General features: G+C 71.8%; 20 protein-coding genes. 7 read left to right on the top strand and 13 right to left on the bottom strand.

Annotated elements, in window-relative coordinates; genetic code table 11:
* Window positions 1-24 precede the first annotated feature (24 nt).
* Complete coding sequence (locus IMT31_RS07790) at window positions 25-594, top strand: DUF2087 domain-containing protein (RefSeq protein ID WP_345354048.1); 570 nt, start codon at window positions 25-27, stop codon at window positions 592-594.
* Window positions 595-600: 6 nt separating this feature from the next.
* Here IMT31_RS07790 and IMT31_RS07785 read toward each other — a convergent pair whose 3' ends face one another.
* A complete protein-coding gene (locus IMT31_RS07785; protein ID WP_413542346.1) occupies window positions 601-1,530 on the bottom strand; it encodes an aspartate dehydrogenase domain-containing protein in 930 nt (309 codons plus the stop codon).
* Between the two features lie 30 nt (window positions 1,531-1,560).
* Window positions 1,561-2,478 carry an ArgP/LysG family DNA-binding transcriptional regulator gene (locus IMT31_RS07780; RefSeq protein WP_413542345.1) on the bottom strand — a complete coding sequence of 306 codons (918 nt, stop codon included), beginning with the start codon at window positions 2,476-2,478 and terminating at the stop codon, window positions 1,561-1,563.
* A gap of 70 nt (window positions 2,479-2,548) precedes the next feature.
* On the opposite strand from IMT31_RS07780, the gene IMT31_RS07775 reads away from it, so the two are divergent.
* Complete coding sequence (locus IMT31_RS07775) at window positions 2,549-3,322, top strand: LysE/ArgO family amino acid transporter (protein WP_413544343.1); 774 nt, start codon at window positions 2,549-2,551, stop codon at window positions 3,320-3,322.
* Between the two features lie 116 nt (window positions 3,323-3,438).
* Window positions 3,439-4,089, top strand: a complete 651-nt coding sequence (locus tag IMT31_RS07770) for an NAD(P)-dependent oxidoreductase (protein ID WP_413544342.1) — start codon at window positions 3,439-3,441, stop codon at window positions 4,087-4,089.
* Between the two features lie 122 nt (window positions 4,090-4,211).
* Here the strand turns inward: IMT31_RS07770 and IMT31_RS07765 are convergent, their stop codons facing one another.
* Complete coding sequence (locus IMT31_RS07765; RefSeq protein ID WP_413544341.1) at window positions 4,212-4,853, bottom strand: maleylpyruvate isomerase family mycothiol-dependent enzyme; 642 nt, start codon at window positions 4,851-4,853, stop codon at window positions 4,212-4,214.
* A 267-nt stretch (window positions 4,854-5,120) separates the two neighbouring features.
* Between IMT31_RS07765 and IMT31_RS07760 the strand changes: the two genes are divergently transcribed.
* Both IMT31_RS07760 and IMT31_RS07755 read left to right on the top strand, forming a co-directional pair.
* Window positions 5,121-5,453: a carboxymuconolactone decarboxylase family protein gene (locus tag IMT31_RS07760; protein WP_413544340.1), complete on the top strand. Its 333-nt coding sequence runs from the start codon at window positions 5,121-5,123 to the stop codon at window positions 5,451-5,453.
* A 63-nt stretch (window positions 5,454-5,516) separates the two neighbouring features.
* The gene (locus IMT31_RS07755) at window positions 5,517-5,972 is read left to right on the top strand and encodes an NUDIX hydrolase (RefSeq protein ID WP_413544339.1); all 456 of its coding nucleotides are present in this window, start codon (window positions 5,517-5,519) and stop codon (window positions 5,970-5,972) included.
* A 56-nt stretch (window positions 5,973-6,028) separates the two neighbouring features.
* On the opposite strand, the gene IMT31_RS07750 is transcribed toward IMT31_RS07755, so the two are convergent.
* The 5 genes from IMT31_RS07750 to IMT31_RS07730 form a co-directional block, all read right to left on the bottom strand.
* On the bottom strand, window positions 6,029-7,072 hold the full coding sequence (locus tag IMT31_RS07750; protein WP_413544338.1) for a DUF368 domain-containing protein: 1,044 nt from the start codon (window positions 7,070-7,072) through the stop codon (window positions 6,029-6,031).
* Window positions 7,073-7,130: 58 nt separating this feature from the next.
* Entirely contained in the window at window positions 7,131-8,750 is a 1,620-nt protein-coding gene (locus IMT31_RS07745) for an ATP-binding cassette domain-containing protein (RefSeq protein ID WP_413544337.1), read from the bottom strand.
* Window positions 8,747-9,520 carry an ABC transporter permease gene (locus tag IMT31_RS07740; protein WP_413544336.1) on the bottom strand — a complete coding sequence of 258 codons (774 nt, stop codon included), beginning with the start codon at window positions 9,518-9,520 and terminating at the stop codon, window positions 8,747-8,749. Before IMT31_RS07740 ends, IMT31_RS07745 begins: the two co-directional genes overlap by 4 nt.
* A gap of 143 nt (window positions 9,521-9,663) precedes the next feature.
* Window positions 9,664-10,656, bottom strand: coding sequence for an ABC transporter permease (locus IMT31_RS07735; protein ID WP_413544335.1), 993 nt, complete (start codon window positions 10,654-10,656; stop codon window positions 9,664-9,666).
* 30 nt (window positions 10,657-10,686) lie between these two features.
* Window positions 10,687-12,399 carry an ABC transporter substrate-binding protein gene (locus IMT31_RS07730; RefSeq protein WP_413544334.1) on the bottom strand — a complete coding sequence of 571 codons (1,713 nt, stop codon included), beginning with the start codon at window positions 12,397-12,399 and terminating at the stop codon, window positions 10,687-10,689.
* Between the two features lie 74 nt (window positions 12,400-12,473).
* Here IMT31_RS07730 and IMT31_RS07725 point away from each other — a divergent pair, with 74 nt between their 5' ends.
* Window positions 12,474-13,196, top strand: coding sequence for a DinB family protein (locus IMT31_RS07725; RefSeq protein ID WP_413544333.1), 723 nt, complete (start codon window positions 12,474-12,476; stop codon window positions 13,194-13,196).
* Between the two features lie 18 nt (window positions 13,197-13,214).
* Here the strand turns inward: IMT31_RS07725 and IMT31_RS07720 are convergent, their stop codons facing one another.
* The 5 genes from IMT31_RS07720 to IMT31_RS07700 all read right to left on the bottom strand — a co-directional run bounded on the left by IMT31_RS07720 (window position 13,215) and on the right by IMT31_RS07700 (window position 19,172).
* Window positions 13,215-14,051 carry a VOC family protein gene (locus IMT31_RS07720; RefSeq protein WP_413544332.1) on the bottom strand — a complete coding sequence of 279 codons (837 nt, stop codon included), beginning with the start codon at window positions 14,049-14,051 and terminating at the stop codon, window positions 13,215-13,217.
* 44 nt (window positions 14,052-14,095) lie between these two features.
* Window positions 14,096-14,911 carry an AraC family transcriptional regulator gene (locus IMT31_RS07715; protein WP_345354086.1) on the bottom strand — a complete coding sequence of 272 codons (816 nt, stop codon included), beginning with the start codon at window positions 14,909-14,911 and terminating at the stop codon, window positions 14,096-14,098.
* 76 nt (window positions 14,912-14,987) lie between these two features.
* The gene (locus IMT31_RS07710) at window positions 14,988-15,440 is read right to left on the bottom strand and encodes a VOC family protein (protein WP_413544331.1); all 453 of its coding nucleotides are present in this window, start codon (window positions 15,438-15,440) and stop codon (window positions 14,988-14,990) included.
* 159 nt (window positions 15,441-15,599) lie between these two features.
* Window positions 15,600-18,386 (bottom strand): FtsX-like permease family protein, encoded by a 2,787-nt coding sequence (locus IMT31_RS07705; RefSeq protein WP_413544330.1) that lies wholly within the window; start codon window positions 18,384-18,386, stop codon window positions 15,600-15,602.
* 3 nt (window positions 18,387-18,389) lie between these two features.
* Entirely contained in the window at window positions 18,390-19,172 is a 783-nt protein-coding gene (locus IMT31_RS07700) for an ABC transporter ATP-binding protein (RefSeq protein WP_345354092.1), read from the bottom strand.
* Window positions 19,173-19,432: 260 nt separating this feature from the next.
* Between IMT31_RS07700 and IMT31_RS07695 the strand changes: the two genes are divergently transcribed.
* Complete coding sequence (locus IMT31_RS07695) at window positions 19,433-20,893, top strand: SLC13 family permease (protein WP_345354094.1); 1,461 nt, start codon at window positions 19,433-19,435, stop codon at window positions 20,891-20,893.
* The last annotated feature ends 12 nt before the right edge of the window (window positions 20,894-20,905 follow it).

Raw genomic sequence — 20,905 nt, 5'->3', positions numbered from 1 at the left:
GCCGCCGTGGGCGATACTGGTCCGATGAGTGATCCAGCCAACACTCCCGCATCCCCCACGCCCGTGACCCCGCCCGACTGGAAGCCCATCCTCGCCGCCCTCGGCAACGAGGCCGCCCGCACCGTCTTCGCCCTGGCCGCCCTGGGTGAGCTGGGGGTGGAGGCTCGAGCCGGCCTGAACGCCAAGGAACAGAAGTCCGTGGCCGGCTGGCTGTCCTTGGGCATCCTCGTGGAGCAACCGGAGGGCCACATCACCGTGGACGGCACGGCCATGCGAGCGCCGCTCACCGCGTCAGCCGCCGGCGGGGCGGGGAAGGCGAGGGCCGGCGTCGGGAGGTTCCTGTCCGCCGGGCGTGGCCCACGCATCGAGGTGATGCCGGCTGCCCCGGGTGAGCGCGCCGAACTGCTGGCCTGGGTCCGCGATCACGCCCTGGCCGAGGACGAGGTGCTCACCGAGGCCCAACTGAACCAGCGGCTGCACGTGTTCCACCCGGACGTGGCCATGCTGCGCCGGTACCTGGTGGACGCGTCTCTGTTGGAACGGACATCGACCGGCACGGAGTACGCGATCCCGGCTGATTCCCGGATCTCCTAGCCCGGGTCAGGGCAGGCCCAGTGCCCCACGGACGGTCCGGGCCACCGAGAGGGCGGTCAGCCCGGAGGTCTTCGGATTCTCGGGGCTCGGCGCCGATTCGAAGGCCAACTCGATCCGGCCCGCCGGACCCGTGGCGAGGATCTCGTGCCGGCTGCGTCCGGCGGCAGGATCGGCCACCAGCTCCACCCGTACCCGTTCCAGGGACCGCCGCAGCAGCTCGGCCTGCCCGGCCTGAGGCCCGACGCCGGCCCCGGTGCCTACCGCTGGATCGGCCCGTCCGCGGGTGGCCCAGGCCAACCCGACCGCGACATTGACGTTGGCCGGGAACTGTTCGATCGCGCCGGCGGGGCCACCGGAGAACACCGTCACGGGGTCATCACCGGGGCTCAGGCTCCGTAGCTGTGCCTCCTGCTGATCGGTCATCCAGGGCCGGAGCAGGGAGGTGGGGAGTTTGGAGGTGCGGATGCGCACGGCATCCAGCCCGCCGGCCTCGGCTGCGGCGCCGAGCACATCGAAACCGCCGATGGCCCCGTTGGTCACCCAGAGCCGCCCCGGCCCCGCGAGCAGTCGGAGCGCGGTCTCCGGATCCGCCAGGGCGCCCACGCTGGTGAGGACCAGGTCCATCCCGGCGGCGATCACCTGTGGGCCGTACTCCCCGGCGGGCTCGACGCCGGCACACTCCACCACCAGGTCCGCCTCCGCCAAGGCCTCGGCCCAGGTGGGGCAGTCCGTGTCCGTGCCGGTGGTGGAGAGCTCGACTCCGGGGACGGCCCGGTCGCGATGCGCGGCGACCTCGCGTTCGGCCGCGCACATCCGCAGGAGGCCGGCCTCCCGCTCCGGGGCCAGGAGCGTGGCCACGTGGCGGCCGATCGCGCCGAAGCCCAGCAGGAGTACGCGGGCGGGCTCGGCGGGGTACGCAGGGGGCGTCGGCATCATGCCCACAGTCCACACCACCTCCACCCCGGTTCACAGCATGTTGCGGGCCGCCTGCTGCACCGCTGCGGTCAACCGGTCCAGGGCCTCGGTGCCGGCGGACCAGCGCTGCCAGTGCAGGGGGACCCGTGACTGTCCCAGCTCCGGGATGGTCACCAGGTCCGGGTGGGTTCCCTCCAGGACGCCGTCCGGAAGCTGCCCTGCCGGGATCATGCCCCAGCCCAGTCCGGCGGCCACGGCGGCGTTGAACCCGCCCACGGTGGGCACCTGGTGGCGCGGAGGCTCGGCGACGGGGGCCCCGGAGCCCTGCGGGAGCCCGTCCTGCTGCCCCTCCCGCCAGGCGGCGAGCCGGCTGCGCTGCAGGTTGTCCCGCGTGCCGAAGTCCTGCACGGGGACGGCACCGAAGTCCACGGTGCCGTCCTCCCCGCGGTACCGGTCCAGCAGGGCGGAGGCCGCCACCGCGTGATAGTCCATGGTGCCCAGCTCCATGGAGATGCAGCCGGATACCGGGGCCGGATGCTCGGTGATCGCCGCGATCACCGAGCCGGAACGGAGCAGCTCGTGGGTGTGCTCCTGGTCCTCCAGGTGCAGCTGCAGTACCGCGTCATCCCACGTGGCGGCCTGGCGCAGCACCTCCACGAACCAGGTGGCCAGCGAGTCCGCGTTGACGGCCACGGACAGCACGGTGCGCCCGCCCGTGCCGCGGCCCAGAGACCGCCGGGCCTCGTCCTCCAGCACGGCCACCTGCCGGGCGAGCCGCAGCATCCGGTCTCCCGCCTGCGTGGTGCCCACCGGGACGGTGCGCGTCAGCAGCACCTGCCCGGCGTCCTTCTCCAGGGCCTTGATGCGCTGGGAGAACGCGGATCCGGAGATGCGCAGGGCGTCCGCTGCGGCATCGAACGTGCCCTCGTCCACGGCGGCGGCCAGGGCGCGCAGGTGCTCGGTGTTCATGAAGAAAAGCTTAATACCCTGAAGGATGTGCAGGTGGAGCGGAAGATCCAGGTCAACCTACCGTGGCTTCGTGACGATTTTCCTGACCGGTCTGCTGACCTGCCTCGCCCTCATCGTGGCCATCGGTGCCCAGAGCCTGTTCATCATGCGCCAGGCCATCCGCCGGGACCGGATCCTCCTGGTGCTGGCCGTGTGCTGGACCGGGGACGTGGTCCTCATCCTGGCCGGCACCGCCGGGGTCGGCGCCCTGACCGAGAGCGCCCCCTGGGTGATCGAGGTGCTTCGCTGGGCCGGCGTCGTCTACCTGCTGTGGTTCGCCTACAGCTCGTTCCGCTCCGCGTTCATCTCCCGCCGCTCCCTCTCCGTGGCGGCAGAGGACGGAGGGCAGCCGGAGGATGAGGCCCGTGCGCAGGGCCCGGACGAGCCGGTGCTGGTGAGTGCCGGTGGCGGGGGAGGACTCGGTGGCGGGCCGGCGACCGGAACGATGTCCGTGGTCTCGGAGAAGTCCAAGGTCTCCGTGCGGATGGAGCGTTCAGCGTCCGGTCAGCGGACCCTGACGCCCGTGTGGACGGTGGTGCTGGCCGCGCTCTCCGTCTCCATGCTGAATCCGCACGCCATCCTGGACACCGTGGTCATGCTCGGTACCCTCGCCAACAATTACGGGGCGGACAAGTGGCTGTTCGCCGGCGGTGCACTGACGGCCTCCGCTGTCTGGTTCCTGATCCTGGGCCTGGGAGTGCGGGCCCTCGCCCCCCTGCTGGACACCCCGCGGACGTGGCGCATCGTGGACGTGTCCGTCGGCGTGATCATGCTGTTCATCGCCGGCACGCTGGCCCTGGGCTGAGCCGAGGTTCCGTGCCCCGGAAGTCCGGGAATGAACTGGGGCCCAGTGTGGTTGGCGCTATGGCCAGATAGGTCAACGAACAGTGCTGGAGCACTCATCCCTCAAAGGAGCGGTTCATGAAGATCGGAATCATCGGAGCCACCGGCATGGCCGGCCAGGAGATCTACCGCGAGGCCGTGCGCCGCGGTGCGGAGGTGGTGGCGATCGTCCGCGACGCCGCCAAGGCGAGGGAGCTGCTGGGGGCCGATGCCGCCGTCGTGGAGAAGGACGCCTTCGAGCTGGCCGCCGAGGACCTGGCCGGTTTCGACGCCGTGGTGGATGCCTTCGGCACCGCCCCTGACCAGGCACACACGCACAACGATCTGACGCGACAGCTGGTGCAGGCGGCGCCGGCTGCGGAGCCGGGCTCCCCGCGGCTGCTGTTCATCCTCGGTGCCGGCTCCCTGACCAACCCGGAGACCGGTCGCCTGGCGATCGAGGACATCCGGCAGGCTCCCGGGTCCGAGGCCTGGATCAGCATCCCGGAGGCAGCCCTGGAGCAGCTCGAGTACCTGCGCACGGTGGACTCGGCGGACTGGGTGGGCGTCTCCCCGCAGATGATGTTCACTCCCGGTGAGGCCACCGCCCCGCAGGTGGGTCAGGACTCGCTGCTGACCGCAGCGGACGGCGCATCCCACACCACCGCCGGGACCATGGCCGTGGGCATCCTCGACGAACTGCAGAACCCGGCGTACCGCAACACCCGGTTCACGGTCTCGGACGCCTGACCAGGCTCCCGGTGTGCAACTGGAGGTCGAAAGTGGACCGATTACCGACGGGTATCCGCCCGGACTGGGCCGCTTTCGACCTCCAGATGAAGGGGGGCGGATGGAGGGGGCGGATGAAGGGGTCAGCGGCGCTGTGACCGTTCGTGGCCGCGGGCGTCGAAGTCGAGCGCGCCAGGACCACTGAACCGCTCCGCCGGGACAGGACGCCCGGCCATCGCCATGATGAGGTCCAGCGCGTTGCCCTCCACCTCCGGGCCGGTGCCGACCCAGTGGCGCACGTCCCGGGCCACGAGGGTCAGCCCGCGGGCCCGAGCCTTGGAGGGCACCGTGAAGTTCGAGGACTCGAAGAACGTCAGCAGCGTCACCAGGACCTCCTCCGGATAGTCCCGGTGCAGGCCGAGGGGCTCCCGGATGTCCTCGCCGTGGATGACCACCTCACCCAGCCAGGCCGGCAGGGTGCCGGTGGGGGAGACGGTGGAGTCGATCGTCTCCCGGAACCGCTCCAGGGTGTCCGCGGGTGTGGGCCCCAGCTGTTCCTCGAGGCGCCGCTGGTTGTGGAGGTCCGCGTTGAACCCCGCCCCCACGATGCTGCGGATCCATGCCCAGAAGCCGAGCGAGGCCCCGGCCGTCAGGTGGGCCACGGCCTGCTCCACGGTCCACGCGGTGGACAGGGTCTGCTGCCGCCACCGGTCCTCGTCCAGGTTCGCCAGGTCGTCCGCGAGTGCGGCGCGTTCTGCGTGGATGAGGTCCCAGAGATGGTTCACGCGTCCACCCTAGGCGACCGATGCGCTCCGGGGTATGGCCCCCGCTACACTCGGCCCGTGTCCCTGCCTGTCCCTGCCTGAAGGCTCGGCGCCGGTGGCCATCTCCCGCCCGTCCTCCCAGGTCAACACCATCTGGGTGGGCGGGGGCTGCGTCACGGTCATCGCGGGAACGGTACTCCTGTGGACCCTGTAGACCGCTGCCGCCGGCCCGTGAGAGCATGACGCCAGCCCGTCTCGTTCCCCCAGACGATAGGAAAGGACCACCCCATGACGACCCATTACCACTCCCCGGAGGACCTCGACCGGCTCGGCGAGTACAAGGAACTGGCCGGCCCGGAGTTCGGTGCCTACGCGAAGTTCGACGGCAGCATCGGCCGGAAGGACGGGGAGATCGACCTCCTGCACCGCGAGCTCATCGCCGTCGGGGTGGCCATCTCCTCCCAGTGCCCGTACTGCATCCAGGTGCACGTCACCCAGGCGAAGAAGGCCGGCGCCAGCAAGGCCCAGATCGCCGAGGCGAGCATGATCGCCGCCGCCCTGGGTGCCGGAGCCGCCGTCACCCACGGCACCCTCGCGTTCAGGATCTACGACGAGGTCTGACGCTCCACAACACGCCCCAACAGCCCGTCAGCCTTTTCCCGGTGGCCGCGAGAAGATGGAGGGATGCAGAACTCAGTTCCGGACGGATCCGGCACCCCCCAGCCGATCGAGGTTGCCGCGGTGGTCCTGTACCGTCCGAACGGTGAGGTCCTGACGGTCCGGAAGGCCGGCACCAGCATGTTCATGTTCCCCGGGGGCAAGCACCAGCCGGGCGAGGCGGCACTGGACACCGCCCTTCGCGAGCTGGCCGAGGAGACCGGGCTCTCGGTGCCGCCGCAGGACCTGGAGCACCTCGGTGCATGGGAAACCCCGGCGGCGAACGAGGATGGGCATCAGCTGCACTCGGAGGTGTTCGCCCTGTTGCGCCCCCTGGCCCGCAATGAGGTCCCCACCCCGGACGCAGAGATCGAGGAACTGGTCTGGATGGACCCCGCGGCTCCCCAGGCGCCCGCCGGGCAGGGGATCGCACCCCTGCTGCTGGCTGTCTTCGACCAGCTCAGGAACCGCCGCCCCTTCTGACGGCTGACGCCTGCTGGCCCACGGGGTCGCCGACGGCGCCGCTGACGGGCCGAGGATCAGCTCCTGACGGCGCCGCCATGCGCATCGTGATCGCGCAGGAACCGGCGCTGGGCCCGGGTGTCCACCACCAGCAGCAGGACGACCACGGCGAAACCGGCCAGGGCCAGCAGAGCCGCCAGGCCGGCGTCGTCCCCGGGGGCCAACAGCACCCGCGCCTCGTCCTGCCAGGGCCACAGGGTCCGCAGCCCGCCGACCATGACGCCGGACAGCACGGCCAGGGTGATGGTGTGGCGGTGGTCCAACAGCCACTTGAGCAGCTTCACCACCACCACCATGCCCAGCACCATCCCGAGGGCGAAGACCCCCAGGTAGGCGAGGTCGAGCTCGTCCACAGCGCGCAGGGTGGGCTCGTAGAGGCCGAAGGTCAGCAGCAGGAACGAGCCGGAGAGTCCCGGCAGCACGAGGGCGGAGACCGCCACCATGGCCGCTGGTACGAGCACCAGCGGATGGGCCTCGGCAGACGCCGGCGGCAGCGAGACCAGCAGGAACGTGGCCGCCGCCGCGAGGATCCCGCCGATCAGGTGGATCGGCCGCAGGCGGACCTCGGCGGGGTCACGTCCCACCGCCACCCGCCGGAACCGCTCCGTGGCCAGTCCCTGCAGCATCATCCGGAACGGCACGGCCACGGAGGCCAGCACCATGCCGAAGAACACCGCACGCATCAGGGTGGGGTGGCTCTCCATGGCATCGGCCATGGGCCCGGCCACCGTGAACACGGCGAGCACCATGGCGATGGCCACGGGGATGACCACCCGCCAGTGCACCAGAGCCAGGTGTTCGGCGGCACCGGCCCGCCGTTCCGGTCCGGTGATGAGACGGCGCAGGGCGGAGATGAGGTGGGCGGCGGAGTCGATGATGTGGTGGTAGATCCCCACCACGAGCGCCACGGTGCCGCCGGAGACGCCCGGGACGGTCTCCACCGCGCCGATCAGCGCGCCGCGGACCAGGTTTCCCAACAACGACGTCGGCCGCTCGGCCGGTGCGGTGGGTTCGGCAGGGGACTCGGCGGCGGGTTCGGCGGGGGAATCGGCACGGGACATGGTGCGGTGGACCTCCGTGGATGGCTGGGGGCCGCGGACGGCCGGACGGCCCCTGAGTCTACCGGCCAAAGGCCGGCAACGGCGGGCGCGCCTCGAGCAGGGCTCGGGTGAACGGGGCCTGTGGATGGGACCACACCTGCTCCACGGGACCGCGCTCCACGATGGAACCGCGGTGCATGACGGCCACCGAGTCACAGGTCTTGCGGATGACGGCGAGGTCGTGGGAGATGAGCACCAACGCCGTGCCCGTGCGTTCCTGCAGTTCGGTCAGCATCTGCAGGATGGCGGCCTGGACCGTCACGTCCAGGGCGGAGACCGGCTCGTCCAGCACCAGCACGGCGGGTTCGGCGGCCAGGGCCCGCGCGATCGCCAGCCGCTGCCGCTGGCCTCCGGAGAGCGCCCGTGGGCTGCGGTCCTGGACGGAGTCCGGCAGCCGCACCAACTCCAGCAGCTCGGCGGGCGTGCGGGCGCTGCCGGAGATCTTCAGAGCGGTGCGCAGGATCCGGCCTCCGTTCCAGCGGGGATCGAAGGAGCCGAGTGGGTCCTGGGGGATCATCCGCACCAGGTGGCGTCGGGGCCGGCGGTTCCGCTCGGGCAGCTCGCTCCACGGCTCGCCGGCCAACTCCACCCGCCCGGCGTCCGCCCGCTCGGCGGCCACGAGGACCCTGGCCAGCGTGGACTTGCCGCTGCCGGACTCACCCACCACTCCCAGGGCCTGGCCTCGGCGCACGGTGAGGTCCACGCCGTCGAGGGCGTTCACGGTGCCACCGCCGGGCAGGGGGTAGCGCCGGTGCAGCCCCGTGGCGCGCAGCACGTCCGGCGCCGTCTCCGGTACCGGAGGCCTCCGGCTCGGACCGCGCGGGACGGCGGCCACGAGGGCCCGGGTGACGGGGTGGTCCGGCTGGCTCAGCACCTGCCCGGTGGGACCGGACTCCACCACGCGGCCGCCGTCAAGCACCATCACGTCATCGGCCAGTCGGGCCACCGCGCCGAGGTCATGGGTCACCAGCAGCACCGCCGTGCCCTCGTCCCGCAACCGCCCGAGCAGCTCGAGGACGCCCCGGGCCACGGTGGCGTCCAGGGCCGTGGTCGGCTCATCGGCCACCAGAAGCTGTGGGCCGGCCACGATGGCCGAGGCGATGAGCGCGCGCTGGCGCATCCCGCCGGACAGCTCGCCGGAGCGCTGGGCGGCGCGCGTCTCGGGTTCGTCCAGACCGGCGTGCGCCAGAGCCTGCAGCACGCGGCCGCTGCGCTCCGGCCGGCCCCTCCGGCGCAGCTGCAGCGACTCGCCCACCTCGGCGCCCACGGTGCGCAGCGGGTCCAGTGACTGCAGCGCGTCCTGCAGCACGAAACCCACCTTTGCCCCGCGCAGCCGCCGCCACTGCCGGGCCCCGGCCCCGTTCACGTCCTGTCCGGCCACCGTGAATCGTTCAGCCGCCACCGCAGCCGGGGCGCCGCCCTCCCCGGCCAGGCCGACGAGAGTGCGGGCCAGCACTGACTTACCGGCCCCGGACTCGCCCACCACGGCCAGGCAGCGGCCCGGTTCCAACCGCAGGTCCACGCCCCGCAGCACCTCCCCGACGCCCGGGAAGGAGACCGTGAGTCCGGCGATGTCCAGAACCGCGCTCGTGTCTGCGTTCGGGTCAGGGCGGCCGCGCGCGCCGGTGACCCCGCTCATGCCGGCCCCACCGCACTGAGCCGCTGCCCGAGCGTCGTCAGGGCGGCCGCGGCCGCCGTGATCGCCAGGCCCGGGGCCACGGTGAGCCACCACGAGCTGGTGATGTGCAGCCGGCCGGCGTTGAGCATGGCCCCCCATTCGGGGGAGGGCGGCAGCGCGCCGAGGCCGAGGTAGCTCAGGGCGGAGACCCACACGATCGCCTGACCGACCCCCAGGGTCCCCACGGCGATCAGCGGCCACATGGTGTTCGGCACCACGTGCCGGGCGAAGGCCACGGGCGCGGACACCCCCTCCAGTCGGGCGGCGGCCACGTAGGGGCTGTGCACCACCTGCCGGGCGCGGGCGCGCAGGATGCGGGCGTAGCCGGGAGCCGTGGCCAGGCCCACGGCGAGCACCGAGGGCCCCACCCCCGCACCCAGCACCGAGACCAGCAGCAGGGCGAGCACGAGGCTCGGCAGGGCGAAGAGCACCTCGATGATGCGGCTGAGTGCCGCGTCAAGCCAGCGCGGGCCGAGCGCGGCGCCGAAGCCGAGCATGAGCCCGAGTCCCAGGCCGATCGCGGTGGCGCCCGCCCCGACCCCGAGGGACTGTCCTGCCCCATGCACCACACGGGTGTAGACGTCCCGCCCGGAGGAGTCGGTGCCGAGGACGGAGCCCGGTCCCGGCGGCTGGTAGGCCTGCGCCGGCGCGATGGCGGTCGGGTCCCCGGGGGCCAGCAGGCCCGGGAGCAGGGCGGCCAGCAGCACCAGGAGCACGACGCCGGCGCTCACCAACCCGCCCGGCCCCAGGTGTGCTGCCCAACGCCTGACCCGGCCGCCCCCGCTGGTGTTCCGGCCCGCGGCCCGGCTTGTTGACCGGCCTGTTGCCCGGCTTGTTGCCCGGCCGGTCGTCCGGCCGGAAGTGCGCTGCCCGCTCACGAGACCACCTCTCCCTCGGGGGCCGCCCGCACAGCCTCGACCCGGCCCCGCAGCCGGGGGTCGAGGACGCGCTCGAGCAGGTCGGCCACGGACATCACCACCACGTAGCCCAGGGCGATGACGAGCACCACTCCGATCACGAGCGGCACGTCCCGCGAGTGCGTGGCGTCGATCAGCAGACGGCCCAGGCCCGGCCGGCCGAACAGGGTCTCCACCACCACGGCGCCGGAGAGCAGCGAGCCGAACGCCCAGCCGGAGAGTGCGATCGCCGGCAGCGCGGCGTGGCGCAGCGAGTGCCGCCACAGCACCCGCCGCTCCGAGGCACCCCGGGTGCGGGCCGTCGTCGAGAAGGGGGCGGCGTGCGCCTCCTCCAGTCCGTCCCGCATCACCTGGCCGAGGAAGCCGGCCACGGGGACGGCGAGCGTCAGAGCGGGCAGGATGAGTGACTGCAGGGAGTTGTCACTGCTCGTGGCCGGCAGCCAGCCGAGGCCGCCGGCGAAGACCGTGATCAGCACGGCGCCGAGCCAGAAGTGCGGCATCACCGAGGCCACCACCTCGCCGCCGCGCAGCAGCCCCACCGCCCGGCGGGCGAGGGGACCGCGGGCACGCACGGCCACTGTGGCGACGGCCAGCGCGATGACCCAGGCGAGGACCAGCCCGAGGCCGGCCAGGGCCAGCGTGCCGGGCAGCTGGTCCCCGATGAGCTCGGCGACGGGCTGGCGCCGCGCGTAGGAGTCGCCCAACTGGAACGTGACGGTGCGGAGCAGCTGCAGCACGTACTGCACCAGCAGCGGCTCGTCGAGCGAGTACTCCTCGCGCACCCGGGCCATGGACTCCCCGCTCGCCTGCGAACCGGGGCCGCCGAGGATCGCCTCGGAGGGGTCGCCACCGGCGGCGCGCAGCGCGAAGAACACCACGGTGGCGACCACCCAGGCCACCAGGGCCGCCGCGGCCAGCCGGCCGAGCAGCCAGCGCAGCACGGCCCTCATGCCGCGTCCGTCCGGCCCCGCCTCACGGGATCACGGCTGCGTCAGCTGGGCGTTGACGAAGGTGGGCGTGGACACCGTCCCGAGGGTCGTCACACCGGTCACGCCGCGGGTGAGGAAGTGGTTCTGCTGGTCATACAGCGGCAAGATGTAGTAGCCCTCCAGCACCTGCCGCTGGGCCTGCTCGTACAGCGCGGCACGCTCTTCGGGATCGGTGATCCGGGCGGCCTCCTCCAGCAGGGCATCCAGGTCGCCGCTCGTGACCTGGGAGAGGTTGGCGAAGTAGCCGGACGGCGCGGGCTCGGTGCCGCCCGAGTGGTAGAGGGTCCGCAGCACGTCCGGGCCGACCTTGGTGTACGGGGCGCTGACCGCCTCGTATTCGTTCTCGCCGTTGCCGGATTCCCCTCCGCCCTCGGGTGCCGCCAGGGCGCCATACCAGGCGGACAGGTCGAGTGGGGTGAGGATCACCTCGAAGCCCACCTCGCGGGTGTTGGCCTGGATCTGCTCGAAGAGCGCCTGCTCGGCGGCCACTGACTGATTGGTGCTCACCGGGAAGCGCACGGTCAGGCGCTCGCCGTCCTGGATGCGGTACCCCTCGGCATCGGTCTCCTCCCAGCCTGCGTCATCCAGCAGGCGTTCGGCCTCGGCCAGATCCGTGCCGAAGAGTTCCGGGTCGCTGTAGGCCATGGGCTCCACGGAGGACAACGGCGAATGGGACCGGGTGGCCACGCCCCGGTAGAGCGTCTCGATCCCCGGGTCCACGTCCGCGGAGCGGATGAACGCCTCGCGGACCCGTTCGTCATCGAACGGGGCCTGGGAGGAGTTGAGCTCGATCCGGTTCACGGAGCCGGGGCGGGGCGCGTCCAGGTGGCTGATCTCCTCCCCGGCCGTGCCGTTCTCGGAGGCCACGATCGCCTCCGGCTCGGGGTTGTCGATCACGTGGACCTCACCGGACTGCAGAGACGCCCAGCGGGTGGCCGGATCCGGCAGGAAGCGCCACTCGATGCGATCCAGGTGTGCGGCGCCCTCGTGGTCCGCCTCCGGCCCGTGCGAGGCGTACTCCGCGTTGCGCTCGAGGATCACGTGCTGCTGGGGGACCCACTCGCTCACGGTGAAGGGTCCCGTGCCGATCGGGGCCGCGCAGTTCTCCTCCATGCCGCGGTCGATCCCGGCGGGGGACTGCATGGCGGTCCACTGCATGCTCAGCGACTCGAGCAGGGCGGAGTCCGGCTCGCTGAGGTGGAACCGCACGTGGGTGGCGTCCACGGGCTCCACCTCGTCGATCTTCTGCACGGCGAGGAAGCCGGTGGAGGAGGCGGTGTCCGGGTCCTGCAGGTGTTCGATGTTCGCCTGGACCGCCTCGGCGTCCAGCGGCGTGCCATCAGAGAAGGCGATGTCCTCGCCGAGGGTCAGGTCCCATGTGAGGCCGTCCTCGCTGACCTCCCAGTCAGTGGCCAGCCAGGGCTGGATCTGGCCCTCGGCATCCCGTCCCACGAGCGGCTCGAGGTATTGGGTGCTGATCAGTGCCTGCGGGTAGTTCCCGCCCACATGAGGGTCCAGGCAGGTGGGCTCGGCGTCCCCGGTGGCGTAGACGAGAGTGCCGCCCTCCACGGGTTCGGCCGCGGTGCCGCCGTTCCCGGACTCGCCGCCGCTGCAGGCGGCCAACAGGAGCGCCAGCACCGCTGCCCCAGTGGCCAGGCGGAGGCCGCGTCGGCGGGGAACGGTGGACAGCCGGGAATCGGCCATAGAGACATGCACCTTCACTCTTGATTGACACGTCAATCGTAGTCGAGCCGCCCCCGGAGGATTCATCCGCCGTCATGGCACAGACACGTGCCACCCGCTGGGGGTGGCGGCCGGACCCACGGGGTGCGAACATGTCCCGCATGCCCGGCGAACTGCATTCCACGCCCGCCCGCTCGCCCAGCGGTGCCGAGGAGGACGGTGGCCTCAAGGCCGTCCTGCACCACTACCTGATCAGCGCACGGCGTGACCTGCGGTGGAAGCTGGAGGGGCTGACCGAGCGCCAGTTGCGCACGCCCATGACGCCCACCGGCACCAACCTGCTGGGACTGCTCAAGCACCTCGCCTCGGTGGACGCGGGGTATTTCACGGACTGCATGGGCCGGCCCTCCGGGATCCCCATGCCGTGGTTCGAGGAGGGTGCTGAACCGAACGCGGACATGTACGCCTCGGCGGAGGAGTCCGCGGCGTCGGTGTTCGCCTTCGCAGACCGCTGTGCTGCAGCATCGGATGCAGCCATCGCTGCCATGGACCTGACCACCGCGGGGCAGGTGCCGTGGTGGAGGAACGGGTCCGTGACCCTCGGCCGGTTGCTGGTGCACATGGTGGCCGAGTACCAGCGGCACCTCGGCCACGCGGACATCGTCCGGGAGCTGCTGGACGGCGCCGCCGGCCTGACTCCGGGCAACCCGAACCTGCCGGAGCCCGAGGGCGGTGCGGACCGTCAGTGGTGGGACGGCCACACGGCACGGTTGCAGGCCCTGTCCGAGGCCGCGCCGGATGCGCTGCCGGGCAGCTGAGTCCGGCCGTTCGGCGGACTACTCGACCGGCATCTGGGCGATCTGGAAGGACGCCCCGGCCGGATCCGCCACGGTGGCGAGCCGGCCGAACGGGGTGTCCATGGGGCCGTCCATCACGGTGCCGCCCAGCTGACGGATCTGCTCCGCGGCGGCGTCGGCATCCTCGACGAGGAAATAGGCCCGCCAGAACGAGGGCGTGCCCTCGGGGAACCACTCGCGGGGCGCCTTGCACAGGCCGGCCGTGGCGGCCTCGCCCGGGTGGTTGTTGGCGTAGTCGGCATCCTCACCGCCGCCGTCCCGCCCGGTCTCCTGGCCGTCGTCGCCCAGGGGGGTCGGTTCCCAGCCCCACACGGTGCGGTAGTACTCGGCGTCCGCGGCGACGTCGAAGCTCATGACCTCGAACCACACCGGTGCGCCGACCGCCCGGTTCAGCTCGAAACCCTCGAAGCCGTCGGCCTGCCACAGGCCCACGGCCTCCCCGCCGGGCGTGGTGACGAGGCCCATGGAACCCAGCCCCGGCATGGGCATCGCGGGAACCATCACGTTGCCGCCAGCTGCCGCGGTGTCCGAGAGTGCGGCCTCGATGTCATCACTCTTGAGGTAGATGGTCCATGCTGAGCCCTCGTCCGGGAAGTCGTCCTGCATGGACATGGCCCCGCCCACGGGGGCGCCGCCGTTCGTGACCATATGGTAATTGCCGTATTCCGGCCCCATGTCCTCGAACTCCCAACCGAACAGGGCCTCGTAGAAGCCCCGCACCGCGGTCAGGTCCGGGACGCCGAGATCCACCCAGACCGGGGAGCCGGTCGTGATGGCGGGGGAGGTGGTCTGGCTGGAGGGGGAGGTCTCTGACATGGCTGACTCCTGGTGTGGGGCTGGTGTGGTGGCTGGGGGAGCGGTCAGCTGCCGGGCCGCAGGCCGGGCAGCAGGGAGGGCAGGGCGCTGAGCATCGGGAACTGCCAGGGAGCGGCGAAGTCCAGACCCAGCTGGACGGTGGCGGATCCGGTCAACGGCTGGGGGTGGACCCCGACGGCGGGACGAGGGTTGGCGAGGTGATCCACCGGTTCCGCGGTGGCCGGGACGGCGGTGGCCAGCAACCACGGCGCGGAGGCCATCACGGGCAGGCGGAAGGTTCCCTCGCCACAGCGCAGGACCCCGGTGACGGGGAGCCCGGCCGGGGACGGCGCAGGGTAGAAGCCGATCCACACGAGGGCCTCCAGGCCGGGGGCGCCGTGCAGCCGGGGCGGCAGGCGGACCGTACCCTGAACGGTGCCGATCTGACCGGTGGCAGGATTCGGCACCCCCGCCGCGAGGTGGGCCTCGGTGATCCCCGGCGGATGGAGGGTGAACGGGCTCGGGGTGGTCACGGACAGGGAGTCGGCCAGCCGCCGGAGCTCGGATGGAGCCACCCCCACCTCTTCGCGGAATCGCCGGGTGAAGGTCCCGGGCGAGGAGAAGCCGACCTCGTAGCAGACGTCCACCACCGAGTGGTCCTGGGTCAGGAGCAACTCCTTGGCCCGGTGGAACCGGACCCCCGCGAGGAAGCGGTTGGGGGTGACATGCAGCCGTTGGGCGAACAGGCGGGTGAAGTGGAACTGGCTGTATCCCGCGGCGTCGGCCATGTCCGCCACGGTGATGGGCTCGGCGGCGTGCTCCGCGATGAAGCGGGCACCACGCCGGGCTGCGGCCTCGTGGCCGCCACTCTGGTCCTTCACCCGACCAGTGTGGTGTTCGGTCCTGATCGCTGTCACCATGCCACCCGCTCCTCCGTCAGCCGAGAGTCAGCAGTGGTCAGCCCGAGGGCATCTCCGAGGACATCCAGAGGATCTCCCACTGGTGACCGTCCAGGTCCCGGAACGTGCGGCCGTACATCAGGCCGGCGTCCACCATCTCCTGGCCGGGATTCGGCTCGGGGGCCGGGACCTCGGTGGCCCCGGCGGCCACTGCCGCGTCCACGAAGGCGTCCACGTTCTCCTGGGCCGCCGCGTCCAGGGCCACGATGGCACCGCTGACGGCCTGGGTGTCCGCCACGGGCCTTCCACCGAGGAAACCGGCATAGAAGTCCTTGGCGAGGAGCATCACCGTCACGTGGTCGCTGAGGGACAGGGAGACGGCGTTCTCGTCCGAGTAGTCCTCGGAGATGCGCACCCCCACCTCCGTCCAGAAGGCCCGTGCCGCGGCGACGTCCTGGACGGGGAGGTTGAGGTAGATGGATGATCCGATGCCCGTTCCGGTAGCAGTCATGGAATCGACCCTAGGACCGCGAGGTCCCAGGGCCGACTCTGATCCTGCGCGATGCCCTCCCGCACGGTTGGCATTCAGTGGGTGGTCAGTTGCCGTGGCGATCAGCGGGGTGATCGCCACGGCAACTGACCACCCAGCGGAGGCAGCGCGGCAGGGGGATCAGGCCACGGCCAGTCCCTGCACCGGGGCCAGCTTGGCGGCCCGCTGTGACGGTGCCACCGAGGCGAGCAGTCCGGCGAGCACGGAGACGGCCACGATCACGGCCATCTCCCACCACGGCACCACGGGCCAGACGATCGACTGGCCGATCCCCTCCGCCATCGGCGCGAAGACCGTGTGGGCGCCCATGCCGCCGTAGAACGTCCCGAGGGTGCAGCCGATCAGCGCCGCCACCCCGGAGATCAGCACGGCCTCCAGGGCCAGCATGCCGCGCAGACCGCGCCGCGTCAGGCCCAGGGCCCTCATCAGCGAGTTCTCCCGGGAGCGCTCGATCGCGGACAGGGACAGGGTGTTGGCCACGCCGATCAGGGCGATCAGCACGGACACCGCGAGCAGCGCCGTGACCACCATGAGCATGCCGTCGATCACCACGGAGAACAGCAGCCGAATGCTCAGGTCCCCCGCGACCTTGTCCTGGGAGACTCCGGCCGCCTGGGCGATCTCCGTGTTCAGCTGTTGCAGCCCGTCCATGGTGACGCCGTCCGAGGCATCGAGCCACAGCTGCGGTACCCCGGCGGCCTGACCCTCCTGGGCCGCGCCCTCCTCCAGCCCGATCGCCCGGGCGTCCTCGAGGGTCATCACCGGGCTGATGGAGGAGGAGGCGCTCGGGATGACGTCCAGCTCCACGGAGCCATCGGCACCGGTGACTGTCAGGGTGTCCGCCTCGATGGAGTTGGGCACCAGGATGGTCCCGGCCTGCCCGAGCCGTTCGGAGGACTCACCCTCCGGCATTCCGGAGACCACGGAACGCAGCTCGTCTGGGTCGGAGGCGAAGACGGGCAGGTCCTCGAGCCCTGCCCCCGCATCCGGCCCGGTCGCTCCGGCCGGCAGCAGCAGGGCGGCGCCATCGACGTTGTCCACGCCGGCCACGGCCTGCTGGGCGGCGAGGGCCTCGTCGGCCTCCAGACCGGAGGCGCCGGCGCCGGCCCCTGCACCGGACTCGGCGTCCGCGCCGGGCTGCCCGGTCCCGTCCTCAACTCCTGCGGCCGGACCCGAGCCCGCGGCCAGCTCGACCTGCAGGTCCACCGGGAACTCGGTGGCGAAGATCGTGTCCATCTGGTGCTGGGCCGTGCGGCCACCCGTGAGCATCATGGCCACGAGGGTGGTGCCGATCAGCAGGGCCGCCGCCGTGGAGGCGGTGCGTCCCGGGTTGCGCACGGAGTTCAACCGGGCCATCCGGCCGGGGACGCCGGCCGGCTTGGCGGCCAGACCGGCCACGGACACCACGGCCGGCACGAACAGGGCCGCGAGCATCAGCACGCCCACGAAGGACAGGGCGCCACCGGCCACCGCGATGGCCAGGTTGGCCTCCACCGCACCCCAGACCAGTCCGGCCAGCCCGCCCAGCAGGGCGATGCTGCCGAGGACCAGCCGGACGGTGCCGGCTCGGTTGCCGACCGCGGCATCCTCCCGGGGGCGCATGGCCTCCAACGGGGAGACCCTGGTGGCGGCCAGTGCGGCGGACATCGAGGCGATGATGGTCAGGACCATGCCCACGGCCACGCAGGCGATGAGGTCCCGAGGGTTGGCCTCGAAGGTCAGGAACCCGAAGCCCTGGTTGGTGGACCCCCATGCCACCAGGGCCACCACGATCCCGCTGGCCAGGGCCACGCCGATGGCGGCACCGACCACGCCGATGATGCCGGCCTCGGTCAGGACCGCACCGCGCACCTGGCGGCGGGAGGCGCCCAGGGCGCGCTGCAGGGCCAGATCGCGGGAGCGCTGGGCCACCAGCACCGAGAAGGTGTTGGAGATGACCAGTGCGGTGACCAGGAGGGCGATCGCGGCGAAGGCCGCAAGGACATAGACGAAGATGTTGGACCCGGCCATCTGGGCGACCTGTTCCTGCGCCTGCACGTCCGGGGTGGCCACGGTGGCCTCGATGCCCTCAGCGGTGGCGAAGTCCTCCAGGGCGGCCTGGGCGGCGGCGAGGTCAGTGCCCTCCTGAAGCCGGATGAGGACGTGCTCCGAGTAATCGCTGCCCATCAGCTCCTCCGGGTCAGCGGCCTGGGCGTCGCCCTCGCCGGCGGCGCTCGCGGCGGCGGTCATCTCCTTCACGGAGTCCAGCTTGAGGGCCTGTGCGAGGGCGTCGTCCACCTTGAGCTGGATGGCGCCGACGGCATTGGGGCCCTGGGAGACCCCGGTCAGCCCGGTCACGGTGACCTGGCGGCCGGCGGCGTCACTCGAGGTGCCGGCCTTCAGGAAGGTGGTGGAGCCGACGTCGACCCCGAGGTTCTCAGCGGTGCGCTCATCCAGGGCGATCTCCGTGGTGGAGCCGGCAGCCGGGTAGTCTCCGGCCACGAGGGCCTCCGGAACGAGCGAGGTGTCCTCCGGCACGGTGGACGCCTGGGCATAGTCCGTGTCCGGGCCCCAGGTGCCCTGTCCCTGGGCATCGGAGGAACGCTGGACGCCCACGGGGGTGACCACGTGGGCGTAGGCCTCCTGGACACCCTCCACGTCCTGCAGCGGGCCGGGCTCCGCGGAGGTGCCGGCCACCGCGGCGAGGGACTCCATGGTCCCGTAGGTGTCGGTGGCGGCCTGGGAGGGGGCCATCACGAGGTCGGCCTTTGAATAGGTGGCCCCCAGCGAGTTGCGGAGGCTGGCCGTGGAGGAGGACCCCACGAGGAGGGCGGAGGCCAGGAAGGTCACGCCGATGGTGATGGCGAGCAGTACCGAGATGTAGCGGCGCGGTTGGTCCCTCAGTTGGGACAGGGCGAGTTTCAGCATGGCTCAGGCCACTCCCAACTTCGCGAGCGAGGCGAGGACGTTGTCCGGGGTCGGATCGGTGATCTCACCGGCGAGCCGGCCGTCGGCGAGCAGGACCACGCGGTCTGCATAGGCGGCGGCCGCAGGATCATGGGTGACCATGATGATGGTCTGGCCCATCTCCCGGGAGGATCGGCGCAGCAGGGAGAGCACCTCCGCGCCGGTGGCGGAGTCCAGGTTGCCGGTGGGCTCGTCCCCGAACACCACATCCGGGCGGGTCAGCAGGGCGCGGGCCACCGCCACGCGCTGCTGCTGGCCACCGGATAGCTCGTGCGGCTTGTGCCCCAGGCGGTCCTTCAGCCCGAGGATCCCCACCACATCAGCCATCCAGGCCTTGTCCACCGGCTTGCCGGCGAGGTCCAGTGGCAGCACGATGTTCTGCTCGGCCGTCAGGGTGGGCACCAGGTTGAACGCCTGGAAGACGAAGCCGATGCGGTCCCGGCGGAGCTTGGTCAGCGCGTTGTCATTCAGGCCGGCGATCTCCTGCTCGCCCAGGACGATCGAGCCGGAGTCCGCGGTGTCCAGACCGGCCAGGCAGTGCATGAGGGTGGACTTGCCGGAGCCGGAGGGCCCCATGATGGCGGTGAAGGCCCCGGCGGTGAAGTCCACGTCCACGCCGGCCAGCGCGTGCACCACGGCCTCGCCCTTTCCGTAGGTCTTGACGAGCCCGCGGGCGGAGACGGCGGTTGATGCCCTGTTCTGTGAACGGGAAGCGGTGGGGGAGATGACGTCGGTAGTGGTGTCCATGCAAGCCACTCAACCGGATGCGGGGCCGCCGTGGATCCACCGCCGGACCCGTTCCGTGGCCGTTCCGGGTCATCCTCAGGGATGACTCGGGGTCATCCCTGACTACTGCCGTCCGCCGAGGACCTCAATGTCTCCACCGTAGACTGGTGCGCTGCCCGCGGGGGTAGCATTCGCGGGGGCGGTTCCTTGACCGGTTTCCGCCGCATCGAACATCTTTCCGATCATTGTGGTGAAGGGGGAGGCCGTCAGTGGATGTCCTCATGGCGGCACTGCCCATTGTGCTGACGCTCGGGCTGTTGCCGACCAGGCTTCCCGCCTGGGTGGCCCCCGGTGCGGGGCTGGCGTCCGCTCTCCTGATCGCCGTGGCGTGGTTCGGCTCGCCGTGGGCGGACCTGGGGGAGGCCTTCGGGGGCGGGGCGTGGACGGTGGTGGAGGTCCTGGCGATCATCGGCGGCGGCGTGCTGCTCTCCCGCGTCATGGACCGCACCGGCGCGCAGCAGCGGATCGCCATCTGGCTCTCGGCCGGAGGTGGGCCCACCGTGGCCTCGGCCCTGCTCATGGTCACCGGTGTGGTGCCCTTCATGGAATCCGTCACCGGCTTCGGTGTCTCCGTCATCATCGCCATCCCGCTGCTGCGCGCCCTCGGCTTCACGCCCCTGCGCGCCGCCCTGCTGGCCCTGCTGGGCCTGACCGTGGCGCCCTGGGGGTCGATGGCCCCGGGCACCCTGCTCGGCTCCGAGATCGCCGGGGTCTCCCTGATGGACCTGGGCCTGGCCTCCGGCGTCTTCAACGTCCTGCCCTTCGTGCTCGGCGGAGCGCTCGCCGCCGTGGTGGCCGGCCGTGGCGCCCACGAGGTGGGGGCGTTCCGCGGAGAGGCCAACCCCAAGGCCTACGCCACATGGGCCGTCACGGGGTTCTCCGCCGGGCTGGTGCAGAGCACGCTGATCATGCTGAGCAACCTGCTGCTGGGCACCGCCGTGGCGGGCGCGGTGGGCTCCCTGTTGATGTCCGCCGGCTGGGCCCTGATCATCAGCCGAGGGCGGCTCCAGCCCACCCCCTGGCGCGACCTCGGCCCCTACCTGATCCTGCTCGTGGGGACGGTCTCCGGCCAGATCCTCGAACGGACTCTGCTGCCGAACGGTCTCGGTGCCGTACTGGGCTCCCCGGCCCTGTGGTCCATCACGGGCGCCCTGGCCGGGATCTGGATCCTCGGGATGGAGAGTCACCACCGCTGGCTGCTGCCGAGGGAGACCGGCCGGGTGTGGCTGGGCGCGGCCATCCCCACCGGGCTCTACCTGTTGCTGGGCTACGCCGTCTCCGGAGGTGGGCTGGCTGAGAGTCTGGCCACCGCACTGACCGCCCTGGGCGGGGGCTACCTGTTCCTGGTCCCGTGGATCGGTGGGCTGGGCGGCTACATCACCGCCTCCAACACGGGGGCCAATTCCATGTTCGGCGGCACACAGACGGCCGCGGCCAATGCCCTAGGGGTGGACCCCCTGTGGGTGATGGCCTCGCAGAACTCCGCCGCCGGTCTGGGCTGCCTCACCAGCCCCGCCCGCATCGAGCTGGCCTACAGGCTGGCCAGCGCCGAGGCCCGGGAGGACCACCCCGGTCCGCGCGTCACCCGCGGCAACCTGCTGCGGGTCACCCTGCCGTTCTTCCTGGTGTGCGTGGTCCTCTGGGCCGTGGCCGGGCTGCTGTTCCTGCCGGCCGCCGGGTAGACCCCGTTGGAG

The organism is Citricoccus nitrophenolicus, assembly GCF_047305825.1.
Classification (GTDB): domain Bacteria; phylum Actinomycetota; class Actinomycetes; order Actinomycetales; family Micrococcaceae; genus Citricoccus; species Citricoccus nitrophenolicus.
Note: the sequence above shows the minus strand (reverse complement) of the source record. Positions and strands in the feature narration are given on the sequence as shown.

Bases quoted from the DNA above. Each gene is read 5' to 3' on its own strand.
- IMT31_RS07790 (WP_345354048.1), top strand. From the start codon at position 25: ATGAGTGATCCAGCCAACACTCCCGCATCCCCCACGCCCGTGACCCCG.
- IMT31_RS07785 (WP_413542346.1), bottom strand. From the start codon at position 1,530: ATGATGCCGACGCCCCCTGCGTACCCCGCCGAGCCCGCCCGCGTACTC.
- IMT31_RS07780 (WP_413542345.1), bottom strand. From the start codon at position 2,478: ATGAACACCGAGCACCTGCGCGCCCTGGCCGCCGCCGTGGACGAGGGC.
- IMT31_RS07770 (WP_413544342.1), top strand. From the start codon at position 3,439: ATGAAGATCGGAATCATCGGAGCCACCGGCATGGCCGGCCAGGAGATC.
- IMT31_RS07760 (WP_413544340.1), top strand. From the start codon at position 5,121: ATGACGACCCATTACCACTCCCCGGAGGACCTCGACCGGCTCGGCGAG.
- IMT31_RS07755 (WP_413544339.1), top strand. From the start codon at position 5,517: ATGCAGAACTCAGTTCCGGACGGATCCGGCACCCCCCAGCCGATCGAG.
- IMT31_RS07750 (WP_413544338.1), bottom strand. From the start codon at position 7,072: ATGTCCCGTGCCGATTCCCCCGCCGAACCCGCCGCCGAGTCCCCTGCC.
- IMT31_RS07745 (WP_413544337.1), bottom strand. From the start codon at position 8,750: ATGAGCGGGGTCACCGGCGCGCGCGGCCGCCCTGACCCGAACGCAGAC.
- IMT31_RS07735 (WP_413544335.1), bottom strand. From the start codon at position 10,656: ATGAGGGCCGTGCTGCGCTGGCTGCTCGGCCGGCTGGCCGCGGCGGCC.
- IMT31_RS07730 (WP_413544334.1), bottom strand. From the start codon at position 12,399: ATGGCCGATTCCCGGCTGTCCACCGTTCCCCGCCGACGCGGCCTCCGC.
- IMT31_RS07725 (WP_413544333.1), top strand. From the start codon at position 12,474: ATGGCACAGACACGTGCCACCCGCTGGGGGTGGCGGCCGGACCCACGG.
- IMT31_RS07720 (WP_413544332.1), bottom strand. From the start codon at position 14,051: ATGTCAGAGACCTCCCCCTCCAGCCAGACCACCTCCCCCGCCATCACG.
- IMT31_RS07710 (WP_413544331.1), bottom strand. From the start codon at position 15,440: ATGACTGCTACCGGAACGGGCATCGGATCATCCATCTACCTCAACCTC.
- IMT31_RS07705 (WP_413544330.1), bottom strand. From the start codon at position 18,386: ATGCTGAAACTCGCCCTGTCCCAACTGAGGGACCAACCGCGCCGCTAC.
- IMT31_RS07700 (WP_345354092.1), bottom strand. From the start codon at position 19,172: ATGGACACCACTACCGACGTCATCTCCCCCACCGCTTCCCGTTCACAG.
- IMT31_RS07695 (WP_345354094.1), top strand. From the start codon at position 19,433: ATGGCGGCACTGCCCATTGTGCTGACGCTCGGGCTGTTGCCGACCAGG.